9 protein-coding genes and 1 pseudogene are annotated in these 13,513 nt (G+C 44.2%); 4 read left to right on the forward strand and 6 right to left on the reverse strand.

Annotated elements, in window-relative coordinates:
* Positions 1 to 136: 136 nt before the first annotated feature.
* Positions 137 to 418 (reverse strand): hypothetical protein, encoded by a 282-nt coding sequence (locus L4D05_RS08915; protein ID WP_428751322.1) that lies wholly within the window; start codon positions 416 to 418, stop codon positions 137 to 139.
* A gap of 152 nt (positions 419 to 570) precedes the next feature.
* Here L4D05_RS08915 and L4D05_RS08920 point away from each other — a divergent pair, with 152 nt between their 5' ends.
* Positions 571 to 1,278, forward strand: a complete 708-nt coding sequence (locus L4D05_RS08920; RefSeq protein ID WP_428793695.1) for a tRNA (adenine(22)-N(1))-methyltransferase — start codon at positions 571 to 573, stop codon at positions 1,276 to 1,278.
* A 556-nt stretch (positions 1,279 to 1,834) separates the two neighbouring features.
* Here L4D05_RS08920 and L4D05_RS08925 read toward each other — a convergent pair.
* Positions 1,835 to 3,532 carry a bifunctional metallophosphatase/5'-nucleotidase gene (locus tag L4D05_RS08925; RefSeq protein ID WP_428793696.1) on the reverse strand — a complete coding sequence of 566 codons (1,698 nt, stop codon included), beginning with the start codon at positions 3,530 to 3,532 and terminating at the stop codon, positions 1,835 to 1,837.
* 253 nt (positions 3,533 to 3,785) lie between these two features.
* Between L4D05_RS08925 and L4D05_RS08930 the strand changes: the two genes are divergently transcribed.
* Entirely contained in the window at positions 3,786 to 5,417 is a 1,632-nt protein-coding gene (locus tag L4D05_RS08930; protein WP_428793697.1) for an ATP-dependent endonuclease, read from the forward strand.
* Between the two features lie 188 nt (positions 5,418 to 5,605).
* Here L4D05_RS08930 and L4D05_RS08935 read toward each other — a convergent pair whose 3' ends face one another.
* The gene (locus tag L4D05_RS08935; RefSeq protein ID WP_428793698.1) at positions 5,606 to 6,082 is read right to left on the reverse strand and encodes a DUF1097 domain-containing protein; all 477 of its coding nucleotides are present in this window, start codon (positions 6,080 to 6,082) and stop codon (positions 5,606 to 5,608) included.
* A gap of 128 nt (positions 6,083 to 6,210) precedes the next feature.
* On the reverse strand, positions 6,211 to 7,116 hold the full coding sequence (locus L4D05_RS08940; protein ID WP_265674017.1) for a LysR substrate-binding domain-containing protein: 906 nt from the start codon (positions 7,114 to 7,116) through the stop codon (positions 6,211 to 6,213).
* 387 nt (positions 7,117 to 7,503) lie between these two features.
* On the opposite strand from L4D05_RS08940, the gene focA reads away from it, so the two are divergent.
* Together focA and L4D05_RS08950 are read left to right on the forward strand one after the other, a co-directional pair.
* Positions 7,504 to 8,952: a formate transporter FocA gene (focA, locus tag L4D05_RS08945; protein ID WP_428793699.1), complete on the forward strand. Its 1,449-nt coding sequence runs from the start codon at positions 7,504 to 7,506 to the stop codon at positions 8,950 to 8,952.
* A gap of 906 nt (positions 8,953 to 9,858) precedes the next feature.
* Positions 9,859 to 10,410, forward strand: a pseudogene (locus L4D05_RS08950) (CBS domain-containing protein); the annotation flags it as partial.
* Positions 10,411 to 10,546: 136 nt separating this feature from the next.
* Here L4D05_RS08950 and L4D05_RS08955 read toward each other — a convergent pair.
* Together L4D05_RS08955 and L4D05_RS08960 are read right to left on the reverse strand one after the other, a co-directional pair.
* Positions 10,547 to 11,140 carry a hypothetical protein gene (locus tag L4D05_RS08955; RefSeq protein ID WP_428793700.1) on the reverse strand — a complete coding sequence of 198 codons (594 nt, stop codon included), beginning with the start codon at positions 11,138 to 11,140 and terminating at the stop codon, positions 10,547 to 10,549.
* 316 nt (positions 11,141 to 11,456) lie between these two features.
* The gene (locus L4D05_RS08960) at positions 11,457 to 13,478 is read right to left on the reverse strand and encodes an alkyl/aryl-sulfatase (protein WP_428793701.1); all 2,022 of its coding nucleotides are present in this window, start codon (positions 13,476 to 13,478) and stop codon (positions 11,457 to 11,459) included.
* Between the last annotated feature and the right edge of the window lie 35 nt (positions 13,479 to 13,513).

Consider the following 13,513-nt stretch of genomic DNA (forward strand, 5'->3'; position numbering starts at 1 on the left):
ATTTCCCTATTAGGTGGAGCACATCTAGTGCCCAGCCTAATGGGTGGAATAACGTGAAGACTCAGCCAAACTTGGTAATCGGCGATGAACTAAGCGATACAGCGCTTACATTCACAAAACCACAATTAAGTGAGTATTAAATTAATGACACGCCTTCGACTTCAATGACTGAACTGGCATTGGCTCGCTCAATAATCTTAACTAATGCTGACTGAATCACTTCATCATTTCGTGCATCGGTCGTACTCGCAAACAATTCCTCTTGGATTTGAGCGCCTTCAGCAAGTACAAACTGAACCACAACCTCAGATGCCCTCTCTGCGGTTTCACCACGATATTCCAATGTGATTTGTGGATAGCCTTTAAATCCTTTTTTCACTTGTTTAGCAATGCGCTTTTTTGCTTTATCTACGTTCATATCATTCCTTGTTCTTGTCGTAAGTTCTAGTAACGCGAAATTGCCCTAGCTAAAAACGATATAGCCAGACTACTTCGCTAACGCTAAGAAAACCATTACAATGCGCGCAATTTACTAAAATAGTTAACTGTCTAAACGTATAGGTACTTTCCTTGAAGTTAAGTAAAAGACTCTCGCAGATCGATCGCATGATCGCTTCAAACTACACCCATATTTGGGATTGCTGCTGTGATCACGGGTTTCTTGGTGCCGCTCTACTAGACCGTAATGCCGCGAAGCATATTCATTTTGTCGATATTGTTCCGAAGTTAATGACGACACTTGAAAATAAACTCGAACAGTTTTACGCAAGCTGCCCTTCCGAATATTACGTCCATTGTATTGACGTCGCCAAGCTGCCGTTATCCGACTACAAAGGCAAGCATTTAGTTGTCATTGCTGGCGTAGGGGGAGACTTAATGATGGATTTTGTCAGCCGCCTTTGCCAACGCTATCCACAGCTAGACATCGATTTTCTATTGTGTCCTGTTCACCATCAGTATGCGCTTCGCCAAACCTTGATAGAAAGCGGCTTGCGTCTTCTAAGTGAGGCTTTGGTTGAGGACAATCGTCGCTTTTACGAAGTCATGCTGGTGACAACCAATCCCGAACAAGGCGATATCATTAGTTCCGTTGGCAAGGAATTCTGGCAAACCACCAGCTCGGAGCAAACCGAAACAGCCACCAATTATCTCGACAACACTCTGCGTCACTATGAACGTATTCAACGTGGTGGTAGATCCGACGTCACCAATATCTTGCAAGATTACCGGCAAATTTCTGTTTGTGATAAGCAGGGAGCGCTCAAAGCAAACCGTTAGCTAGCGCAGGACCAAGCACCAAAAGTGTTAAGTGCACCGCACATCTTTAGGTAACCGTATGACATATCAATATTCAAAGCAAATGTGGTGCTTATTGGCTTGACTGAACGAGCGGTATTTCTTAACTTGGTAGCGAACGCCTTTGCTTGCGCGTCTGGAATGGCCGAGAGGAAGTTGTACTCGGCCACTTTCTTTCTTGTATCGAGCCTTTCTCTTTCTCTTTCTCTTTCTCTTTCTCTTTCTCTTTCTCTCAAGACATTGAACAATGTGAACCTAACGGTCTCTACATATGAAAAAAGCCGATGTCTCCATCAGCTTTTTATCATTAATTTTAGATTATGCCGCCACTTGGCATAAAGTACAGCATCACTAGCCATACCCCAATCCAGCTCGCCACAACGGCTACATCAAACCAATCTTTATTCCACATATCGCCTCCAAAGAGCGCGGTAAGGATCGCTGACTAAACAACATCAATGTCAGGTAAGCGACAACAGTATTCACCTAAAACACTGCAATAAAGATACCAATTTAGCGTTTGATAACCTTTTTCAGACTAAAACTTTTGATAGTGACACGCGGAAATTAACCTTTCCGGTTTATCTTTCAATAGCTTAATAAAACAGTCAGACATAGACCAATTCGTTACGATCCCCTCACCTTGCATATTCAAGATGGCGTCATAGCCTTCTTTGCCTTTCATGGTATATGCGCTTGAGGTGCCAGTATATAGTCGGGTAGCATCAAGCGGCCTTCCTGCAATAAAGACATCGCTTACCCTCTCACCCATAGGCGCATCTTTGTCATAATGAAACTCAAGTTGATAAGTGTAAGGATAACTGCCCGATCCGGTTCCAACCACACCGTTATCAGTGGCGTTATTAATCGCCCCCTCAATGATAAGAGGGATATAACAACCTTGTATGCCATAGACCCCGATAGGAACGGCAAACGGCAGCAGCTTTCCGGCAATATCGGCGACCGAAATATCCCCTGCATTTAGAGAATTTCTCACGCCCCCCGCATTGTGTATGGCAAATTCAGGTGTATGACCTAATTGGCTCATCGCATAATGAAATGATTCCGCGACAGAAGGCGCGATCTGACTGCCTCCTTGGGTATCGGGTAGCCGTACATGACGAAGTGGACGACGTAGCGACGCAATGGTGCTTTGCTGCAATGTCCTAACTCGAGGTTGGTATTTGTCTCTTAGAATCGCCTTGATTCGCTCATCTTTACGACACTGAACAACATTAGAGTGGCCTTGTACCGTTGCTTTTACCGCATCATAGTCATCATCGGTTAAGGCATTATCGACGTCCATAAATATACGGCGCCCGACTAAGAGCTCATTCTTGCCACTAAACTGCGTAACCACGCCATTCGCATCAAATTCAATCTCACAGTGCCCCATTGTCATAGAGTGGTGCCCAGCCTGAACAACATGAGTATTGCCAACTTTTACGCCATATGGGTCTTTACTTACTAACCCCAAGCAAGAAAAATCACCTTGCAACACATGACTATGCCCGCCAATGATCAAACCTAAGCCGTCGACTTTACTCGCCAGATCAAGATCAGCATCATAACCAAGGTGACTAAGCAGAATGATCTTATTGATGCCCGAGTCATGAATGGCTTGAATGGTATTTTTTGCCGTTAATATCGCGTTTTCAAAAACCGTATCACTATCTGGGTTAGCGATATCTGCCATCTTGTCAATTGAGAGCCCGAAAATCGCTAACTTCTCTCCCTTAATCGTTTTTTCTACCCATTTTGCTGTTTTTGTGGCGGGTTGATAATCATAAACATTGGGTTGCCCCTTAAGTGAAAAGGCCTTGCTACCTTCTTGTGATAAGTTCCAGTTACCGGCTAGAAATGGAAACTGAATGCTACGTACAAACTGCCCAACCGGGTCGTTACCCATATCCAGCTCATGGTTACCAAGTGCCATGGCATCCAACTCTAGGGCATTAAGCAATTCAGCGTTCGCTTCGCCTTTGAAGAGTGAAAAATACAAGGTGCCTTGAAAGCAGTCGCCGGCATGAAGGAATAGAAAATCATCACTCTTATGCGCCGCTTTAATTTGTTCGACGCGGGTTTTGATACGTGCAAATCCCCCCGCACTGACGAAGGGATGAAATTCGTGATTTGCTACCTGAACCTTGAGTTGTAAGGAAGTCGGTTCAAAGTAAGAGTGCGTATCGTTGATATGCGCGATGGTCAATTTGAGAGGTGTTGTTGTTTTTATCATATTATTATCTCTTAATTCTCCCCTCTGATGGTAGCCAGCATTATGTGACATTCAAATGAATTTTTTGAAATCACCAAAGCATTATACAGGTCTTAGTAAGATATACATCACACTAAATATCTAAGGTTATTAGATAACTTTATGAGCAAACATCCAACAAAATTGGAATTAGTTTCTTATAATTTAGATAGATAGTTAGCACCGCGCTACGATTTTACTTAGATAACTTTTGCGAAACACTCGGGAGAGTTGGATGAAATTAGAACGAATCGATATATCTGGTTTCCGAGGCATAAAGCGCCTGTCTCTTGCATTAGACGATTTAACCACGCTCATTGGTGAAAACACTTGGGGCAAGTCGTCGCTACTGGATGCAATTTGCGTGGTATTACCTTCAGATGGCGAACTCTATCAGTTTGAAATGACCGATTTCCATGTCGACCACTCTGTCTCACATCCACAAACTCGCCACCTACAAATTGTTCTCTCTTTTGTCTCTACTGAAAAAAATGAAACGCTTACTGGTCGATACCGAAAATTAAAACCCGTATGGCAAGTCGACGAAAACGGAGCATATCGGTTTTACTACCGCATTAGTGCCACACTCGAAGCGTACAACGTGACACAACACTACGCCTTTTTGGATACGCAAGGACAGACTTTACGCCTTCACCATTCAGAAAAAATTGCCCAAGAATTGATGACATTACACCCTGTGATTAGACTTAGGGATTCACGTCGCTTCCGTCATCCTATGGAATTAGAGCGCTTGCACAATTCACGAGCAGAGAAACGAATTAACAACACATGCCGCCGCCTTCTCGCCGTGCCGGGGCACGTTAATAAAGGTGAAATAAAAAGCAGCTTGAATACCATGCGCGATTTGGTTGAGCATTACTTCTCATTTAAAAGCCACTCCCGAGACACTGCCACCAAAAACCGCGACGGTGTTTTTTTTAGCCGCCCTCACTCTGAACAAAATCTCGTCAACATTATCGACGAAACTAAGAATCATCAAACTCGTTTACTTCTGCTCGGTTTACTTAATGCGTATTTGCAAGCCAAAGGGCCTAATGACCTCCGCCGCTGTGCTAGACCTATACTGATATTAGAAGATCCGGAAGGTCGCCTACACCCTACCCACCTGTCTCGTGCATGGAGCTTATTACAAATGCTCCCCATGCAAAAAATCCTGACGACCAACAGTAGTGATTTATTAGGCACGGTGCCCATACAGTCCATACGTCGCTTGGTTCGTCAGTCAGACCGCACGGTTGCGACCAGTCTAAGCACCAAACACTTATCGAAAGACGAGCTGCGGCGAGTTGGCTTTCATATTCGCTTTCATCGTTCTCGGGCACTATTTGCTCGCTGCTGGCTACTGGTCGAAGGTGAAACTGAGGTATGGCTGTTCAATGAACTGGCCAATTTGAGCGGTTATAATTTAGCAGCAGAAGGCGTGCAAATCATAGAGTTCGCACAGTCCGGATTGAAATCTCTGATCAAAGTGGCCAAAACCTTTGGTATCGATTGGCATGTAGTCACCGATGGCGATGCGGCTGGGAAAAAATACGCAGCGGCAGTGATGAATCAGCTCGACGGAGAGCACCCTCGCCATCACTTAACCGAATTACCCGAGCGTGATATTGAACATTACTTGTATATCAATGGGTTTGAAGACTTTTTTAAGGGGTTAATCAAGATTCCTAATGACCACCCAATTCCGCCTCATAAAGTGGTTGTGCGAGTGCTGAAAAAGTTCGCCAAACCCGATCTCGCTTTGGCGATTGTTGGGGAGTGTGAGGACCGAGGAGTCGATAGCATTCCGCTGCTCATTCGTTGGATCCTCAAGCGGGTGATTACCATGGCTAACGGGAATACATAACACTTTCAATATCTTAAACAAAAAAGCATCAATAACACCAATGACAGTATCGGTAGCGAACTCCTCTCGTATCGCTACTGCTTATGACGACATCACCGAAACAAAAAGGGCTCATCACTAATCTTGATGAGCCCTTACAGTATGTAAGTTACTTGCCTTTTCAGCTGTCAGTTTGAACGTTTCAGATTCTATTGCTTTAATAGCTGAGCGTCTCGTTGCGCAATGTTTGCATGTAACCACAATCCACTGGATTTCATTGCATAGCCAAACAGACCACCTAACACCAATGAAGGCACCACTAATTGCCAATTTCCATCCGCTGCAAACGTCGCACATGCTCCGATAAAAGTACCAGGAATATAAGCAAGCCACGCACGCTTAGCCTGGATACACATACAAAATGAAACCAGTGCGGTCATTACATAACCCGCAATTTCCATATTGATCAGCGAGGAGCCATGAATAATGATCAATGCCCACGCAACGCCAGATATATTGGTTAATAGGCTTTTAGCCAATCCTTTAGCACCATCCGTCGGAGAGGCAAAATAGCTAGTGCAACCCAGAAATCCAGCCCATGAAAGCAAACCAAACGAAATGGCAATCCATCCCCAAATTCCAGAAAGAATACCTGTCGTTAGCGAAATTGCGATCAATTGACTCATTACTTTGCACCAGTATTTGTAAACACAGGCACTACAATAGCCAAAAGATCGCCAACATTAAGTGATCAAAATCCCACCAATTAATGTGCCAATTGATATGTTACATCAAAAACAAGACATGCATCACACTACAAGATTGATGGACGACCTTTCATCATTCGCATACCTTCACGTTTAGCACATTCCGCAAGTGGATTTTCTGCCATATCCGCACGCCAAATAAACGACAATGTTCGCTCCATTTCTAATTCAGGGACATTTAGAGCCACCAGCTGCCCTGCCTCAATGAAACGCTCTACATCTAAATAAGGTAAACAAGTTAAATACTGGCTATTGGCAACCATGCTTCGCAGTACAGGAACATGCTCATACTCACGCCAAACATCGAGATCGCCAATAAGATGGTGGATGGAGCTATCAAATATTTTACGTGTACCTGAACCATGCTCTCTTAACACCCAGCGAGCTTGTTCAAGTTGAGAAAGGCTGACTCGGTCGCGTCTTGCAAACGGATGATGCGCAGCAGCAACCACGGTTAAGTGATCTCGACACCATGTCTCTTGGTGAATTCGGTTATCATCGCAACGCCCTTCAATAATGCCCAAGTCGTATTGATACTCCAACACCCCTTCAATAACAGAGTCGGTACTTTGCACACCTAACGTGATGCGCATTTCTGGAAAATCATTATCGATGGCACTAATGAGATCCGGAACCAAGTGCTCCGCAGGCGTTTGGCTCGCCCCCAATTTGAGTTCTCCACTCAATAAGTGTTGCTCGTAAAAACCCATCTCAATTTGCTGCGCATCTTGCAATAAGCGTTTTGCTTTAGGCCTAAGCCAAACTCCCCAGTGCGTGAGGGCCATTTGCTTACCTTGTCTTTCAAAAAGTGGGCGACCAAGCATTTTTTCTAGCTGAGCCAGAGACATGCTGGTAGCAGATTGAGTTAAAGACAATTTATCTGCAGCTTGACTGACACTGCCGCTATCAGCCACGGCATCGAATACGGCGAGTTGTTTTAATGAGTACCGCATAGTTGTTCCTTACTACAGGTCAAAATAATGAAATTGATACAAATAAACGCTCTTCACTGTGCGTTTATGTCATTTGAGGACATCAAGTTTTCTTATCCGTTATTGCCAGTGTCTTTTAGCGGTCAATTAACCACCAACTCACGTTATAGAGCCACCATGCAAAATAACAAGAAAACAATGTGTTACCCCTTGAAACCCTTATTCTACCTAGTGCACAGCACTTATCAATAAATTTGATGTGGTTTTTAAAAATTATCAATTTTACCTCTAACCATAAACTCCCTTAATCTAGTTTCGAACACGGCAATCAGCCTTGTTTTCGCAAATAGATTAAGGAGTTATGAAATGAGCGAACGACTACACACACTAATTGAAAAGGAGTAACCCATGGCAACTTCCAACTCCGATAATCACCTCTTATTTTCTCCTGTCGAAATGATGGCTGAAGCAGAGAAGTTTGCATTAAGTAAGGCTAAGAAAACCAGCGGCATGACAATGAGCCTAGCCATTATGGCTGGCGCCTTTATCGGTCTCGCATTTTTATTCTATATCACTGTGACGACGGGTAGCGCCGACGCAGGATGGGGCATGAGCCGCTTCGCTGGCGGTTTGGCTTTCAGTATGGGCCTAATTCTTATTGTGATCTGTGGAGGTGAGCTATTTACCAGCTCAGTGCTTTCTAGTATTTCCTGGGCAAACAAACAAATCACCTTCGGCAAAATGCTGTCGGTTTGGGGGAAAGTCTACGTCGGTAACTTTATTGGCGCGATGTTCTTATTACTTATTGTTTCTGCCGCTGGTTTGTACCAAATGGACAACGGTCAGTGGGGTCTTAATGCCCTCAATATCGCACAACATAAGTTGCATCATTCATGGGTACAGGCATTTGCTCTGGGCGTACTTTGTAACCTCTTGGTGTGTCTAGCTATTTGGCTTACCTTTAGCTCCGCTAATGCCATGACCAAAGCGGCGATGACCATCTTGCCTGTGGCTATGTTCGTTAGCAGTGGCTTTGAGCACTGTGTTGCCAATATGTTTATGGTTCCTCTTGGCATTGTTATCCAAAATTTTGCGCCAGCTGAATTCTGGGCATCGGTCGGCGTCAGCGCTAGCCAGTATGCCGATTTAACACCATTCCACTTTGTTTCTAATAATTTAGTTCCAGTGACACTCGGCAATATCGTCGGAGGCGCCGTGTTAGTGGGGCTGGCCAACTGGAGCATCTACCGTAGACCGCAATTAAAAGCGGCGAATGTCACTGCAATCACGCAAACAACCACTCTAATGTCAGTTAAGGAAAGCACTATGAATAATAGCATCGTCGTAAAAGAAATCATGACTCACCAACCCGTAACGCTAAGTGCTGAAACACTGACAGCTGTTGCGCTAGACACACTTCTTGACCACAACCTAACCAGCGCGCCAGTTGTAGATATTGAAGGACGATTGGTAGGTTTCTTCTCGGTTCATGACGTAATGGTTGATTTGTGGTGTGAGAACTACAACCCGAAAGCAGGTCAAAAAGTGGTAGACCTCATGAACCGTGATGTTGTTGCTATTCACTGCAATGAAAAGCTGGTCGACGTAGCTGAATTCCTTTGTATTGATAAAGAGCAACTGTTCCCTGTCACTTCAATGGGTATCGCGACTAACTACACGACATTGTCTTTAGAAGAGCGTGCTAAATCGATGAAAGTGAATAAGCCACATGTTCTGCCAGTACTAGACGATGGAAGATTAGTTGGCGTGCTATCTCGTGGAGACGTCATGAAAGCGATTCGTCCAGTATACGGTGAGCGACTCAATGTGGTCGAGCGCAGTTTAGAAACCGCTTAATGCTCACATCGCAGTAAAAGTTAAAAAGTTTTTGGTTGGAAAATAAGTCGTTTGGCCAAAAAAGCCCCAGTGTAAAAGCTGGGGCTACCCTATTTCTAGTCCTTCAAAAAACCTTTACCTCGTTCCAACCCCCCTCATAACCCTACTACTCTCGCTGGCTGTATTTCTGCTGGATTCGACATTTGATATTCGACCACGAATAAATCGCTACGTTCATTAAGCGCCACTTAGCTACCCTAAAGCCCAACCCGATAATAGGTGTCTGGAAACAGATAGACTAACAAACGTCCCTCACTACACATACAGCCAATAACAAATAACTCGCAGTAGCTTACCGCTAGCCACCTTTTCATACCGCTCAACGGCTTTTTTGATTAATCAATTACCAACCGCCCCAAGGTACAAAGGAGCACCATTTTAAAGACGACAATATCCATCACCATCCCTTTAAGGACATATAGAGCGTTGCACAACGACTCACACCTATAGCCAACAAAAGACTTAGAAACGAACACGCTCACTAAAACCTAATCGACACGCGCTAGGAATAGGAATAGGAATAGCTAGAGATGACATTGCTTGTAACGGTCAAATAACGTCAACATCAAAGATTCTTACTGCGTATATTCATCTTTGTTATTGATAAAATAACTGACCCAATAGGCGACTGCGCGAACATAAAAAAATCACTAAACTCCCGGCCAAAATATGCCGTAAACCCCGTCATAGCGAGCTTCACTGGGCCATCAATTATGTTGAACACCCTAGTCAATATTACCCATTTTACTCAACAGGTAATCATCCCTTAATCTAGTTTCGAACACAGCAACTGCCGACATTATCACGTTTATGTTTAGTCGTATCGGCACGCAAACAACCCAAAGCGGCTCACTTAAATAGCGGCTTATAACAAGATTAAGGGAACCAGATATGAACAACATCATTGTAAAAGACATTATGAACAACCAACCTATTGCTCTTAGTGCCGAAACACTCACTTCCGTCGCACTGGATGCCCTATTAGACAACAATCAAACCAGTGCTTCTGTCGTGGATGCACATGGGCGTTTAATTGGTTTCTTTTCTGTGCACGATGCAATGGTGGATCTATGGTGCGAGAATTACCTTCCGCAACAGGATCAGAAAGTCGTCGACCTAATGAACCGTGATGTTGTCGCGATTAACGCGAAAGAGACATTAGTCAACGTTATAGAAGCGCTGTGTATCGATAAAGAGCAGTTGTACCCAACATCATCTATGGGCTATGCCACAAACTTAACCACAGCTTCTGTAGAAGAGCGTGCAAAAGCAATGAAAGTGAACAAACCACAAGTACTACCCGTGCTTGAAGACGGAAGACTCGTCGGCAGTATCTCTCGCTTAGAAGTGATGCAAGCGATCCGCCCTACCTACGGCAAGCGTTTGAATATCGTCGAACCAGAACGTGCAACGGCATGATGAACTCATTTTAAAAGTTTTTGGTTAGGAAATAAGTCGTTTGGCCAAAAAAGCCCCGGTGTAAAAACCGGGGCACCTTTCTGCAACGATCGACATTGGCTTTATCTTTAAAAGCACTCCATTGTCAGTCTATTGTTTAAAATGAATATCCGACCATAAACGTCGTACGTGCTTCATGCTGAATTCTTACCGTTTCTTGACCTTTTGATTTACCGTCTTTCATTTCAACGTTACTATCTTTCGCGAAGGTATGGTGAACGTTTGCAGACCAACCAGATTTTCCGAACCCATACCCAAGACCAATAAATGGAACCACACGCGTATCTTTTCCACTTGCCGTTTCACTAAAATTGCCATTAACATCATTTCCACGAACATAAGCATCCACTTTGCTGGTACTGATTGTCGCTCCGCCTTTAATCGATATACCTTCTGCCCAACCAAAGTCACTATTAAAACGATAGCCCGTATAGATTGAGTACTGCTCGTTTTTCTTTGTGTAGCCACCTTTTTCCCACTCAGCGCCTGCTGATACAGAATATTCTTCACTTTCTGATGTCGCAAAGTTCCCTTGAACACCCAAAATAACATCATAGGCGATGATTTCAGCGGCTAACGCTGCTTTGCCTTTGGTGTCAGCACCAGCCATAAACTTATAATCAACGGAAGACGCCATTGAAGAGGCAGAAACAACAGAAAGGATAGAGAACGCTAGTAAAGATTTTTTCATGTTATAAAACTCTTTGTATCTAAAAGGTAAAGGATGATTAAGTTGGCGATAATCCTTCCGCCCTTTACAAAGCGACGGCCATTTAGAACATGACTCTGCGCTTCAACTGAATGCTGTATTCCCGTAGCATTTGGTTTTCGGTGTTCGCTGCTGAACACGGGGCGCATAGTAAAAACAAAGTGTTTTTTAGCGTATTAAAAAGAAATTAGTAATACGTAGGAGTAATAGACTTAACTGACTGACCTGCTGTATTTTTATTTGAAGAGACGGAAAAAGCCCCGCTACGATGCGAGGCTTCTACTTAGGCTATAATAAATTACTTTGTTGGCATGGGTAGGATTTCAAACATGCCGTCGAACTTATCAAGCGTACCTGCTAGCTGCTTAAGTAGTGAAGCATCACCTTTAACGCCTGCTTGACCGGATTTAAATAACTCGTCCAATGTCGTCTCACCTAATACGACTTTGGTGAAGTCTGTTTTGTTGATAATCAGTTCAAAATCAACCGCAGGAATAGCGTCTACTTCAATGTTCGACATATTGGCATTAGATACTTCACCGTAGTAACGCTCTTCAAGATCCGGGTGGTAAACACCGAAGTTAAAGTCCAATCCCGCCGCCTCAGCTTTTGGTGCGTTCATGCTTACCGCAATGAAATCTAAGAACATGCCAGTTGGCGTGTTAGCAATCACATCCGATGACGCCAGTTTAATTGATGGCTGAATATCACCAGTACGCAGCTCTACCGCACCTTGCAGATAACTGTTACGCCATGCCATGGTTTCTGATTGGTAGCCTTGTTGTTCAAAGCTGTCGGCCAATGCAAAACGGTAATCGATATTATTCGGGTCGCACTGCACTAGGTCATTGAACAGTTGAGACGCTTCTTGGTACTCACCCGCTTTAAAATGCGTCATACCTGCTTTGTAGAGCGTATCTGCACCTGCAGCATTCACGTAGACACAAGACTGGTCTTGAGTCTGCAGCGGATTGGTATTTACCGGGTTCATGTCGTGGTAACCCAAATAAAGGTTAACAACGGCACGAGCATTATGGCTGTATGAGCCGTGGTAGCCGTTAGTATGCCAAGTATCAATTTGAGATTGAGGTACTATACCCTCAATTTCACGGCCTACATCATGGATCGTCACGCCATGATTAGCTAAACGCATCGCTTGGTTATGAATAAAGCCATAGTTATCACGTTGTAGCGTCATATATTGTGAGATTTCGTTCACGTCAGTATCGGCGTTATTCCACACTGGCGCTGAGTGAGCTGCATGAATATTGTCGACTAAACCGCTATCAACAAAGCGCAGCTTCAATTCTGTTAGGTATTTCGTCCATACCAATGAATCACGCACTTTAGCGCCACGGAAAGTGTAGATATTGTGCATACCATCATAGGTAAGCTCTGCGGTATTCAACGAACGATACTGCGGAACATACAAAACAATCTCTGCCGGCGCTTCTGCACCAGGCATATTAATCGCATGGAACTCTAGCCCATCAATAGTCACGGTTTTTTCGCGCTCTTGAATCTCCGTAGTTGGCGCCACTAACGTCACTTCACCGCGAGAAGTCCCTAACCCTAACGCGTTATCCACTATGCCTTTTGTATTGTTATCTAGCGTCGTGCCATATTGATAGTTTGCGCGGCGCCCCATCGCAGTCCCTGCAATCACATTTTCATCGGCCAGCTCTTTAATGAAGTCTTTAGGTGCGTATATTTTCGCACCATCAGCAAAGTCACCAGACTCTACGATGCCACGTGAACCACCAAAGTGATCAGCGTGCATATGAGAGTAGATCATACCAGTGATCTTGTGTTCACCATTAATAGCAGGGAGATGCTGCTTGGCAAAGTCCCAAGAAGCCGCTGCTGCTTGGCGTGAAAGTAGTGGATCGTGAATGACATAACCGTTGTCAGTACGATAGATGGTCATATTTGATAAGTCTGCACCACGGATTTGGTATACACCGTCCGTGACTTCATAGAGACCACCAGCCGCGTAATTGAGCATACCTTGACGCCAAATAGACGGGTTAACCGAAGGGGGTAAGTCATCAACTGACATATCCGTCATATAATTAAAGCGCTGTTTAAGTTCCCCGGCTTCGTGAGTGCCAAATTCCGCAATGAGTCCACGTTTAGTGCGCTCAAATGCAGATGTATCTTCCCATGGTAAAATCTTAGCAACCGCTGCATTGGCCATAGCGGTATGCGCGGATGCTGGTTTGCCTTCATATGTGTCGATAGAAGCGTAATCATTGGCCGCAGCGCCAAACGACACGAGAACAGCTAATGATAGGACTGAAGGAGCAAAACGAGTTTTCATAGGGAACCTCTTTATCATTCGATATTGGATATGAG

The organism is Vibrio nomapromontoriensis (genome assembly GCF_050337205.1).
GTDB classification, from domain to species: Bacteria; Pseudomonadota; Gammaproteobacteria; order Enterobacterales; family Vibrionaceae; genus Vibrio; species Vibrio nomapromontoriensis.

Bases quoted from the DNA above. Each gene is read 5' to 3' on its own strand.
- L4D05_RS08915 (WP_428751322.1), bottom strand. From the start codon at position 418: ATGAACGTAGATAAAGCAAAAAAGCGCATTGCTAAACAAGTGAAAAAA.
- L4D05_RS08925 (WP_428793696.1), bottom strand. From the start codon at position 3,532: ATGATAAAAACAACAACACCTCTCAAATTGACCATCGCGCATATCAAC.
- L4D05_RS08930 (WP_428793697.1), top strand. From the start codon at position 3,786: ATGAAATTAGAACGAATCGATATATCTGGTTTCCGAGGCATAAAGCGC.
- L4D05_RS08935 (WP_428793698.1), bottom strand. From the start codon at position 6,082: ATGAGTCAATTGATCGCAATTTCGCTAACGACAGGTATTCTTTCTGGA.
- L4D05_RS08940 (WP_265674017.1), bottom strand. From the start codon at position 7,116: ATGCGGTACTCATTAAAACAACTCGCCGTATTCGATGCCGTGGCTGAT.
- focA (WP_428793699.1), top strand. From the start codon at position 7,504: ATGGCAACTTCCAACTCCGATAATCACCTCTTATTTTCTCCTGTCGAA.
- L4D05_RS08955 (WP_428793700.1), bottom strand. From the start codon at position 11,140: ATGAAAAAATCTTTACTAGCGTTCTCTATCCTTTCTGTTGTTTCTGCC.
- L4D05_RS08960 (WP_428793701.1), bottom strand. From the start codon at position 13,478: ATGAAAACTCGTTTTGCTCCTTCAGTCCTATCATTAGCTGTTCTCGTG.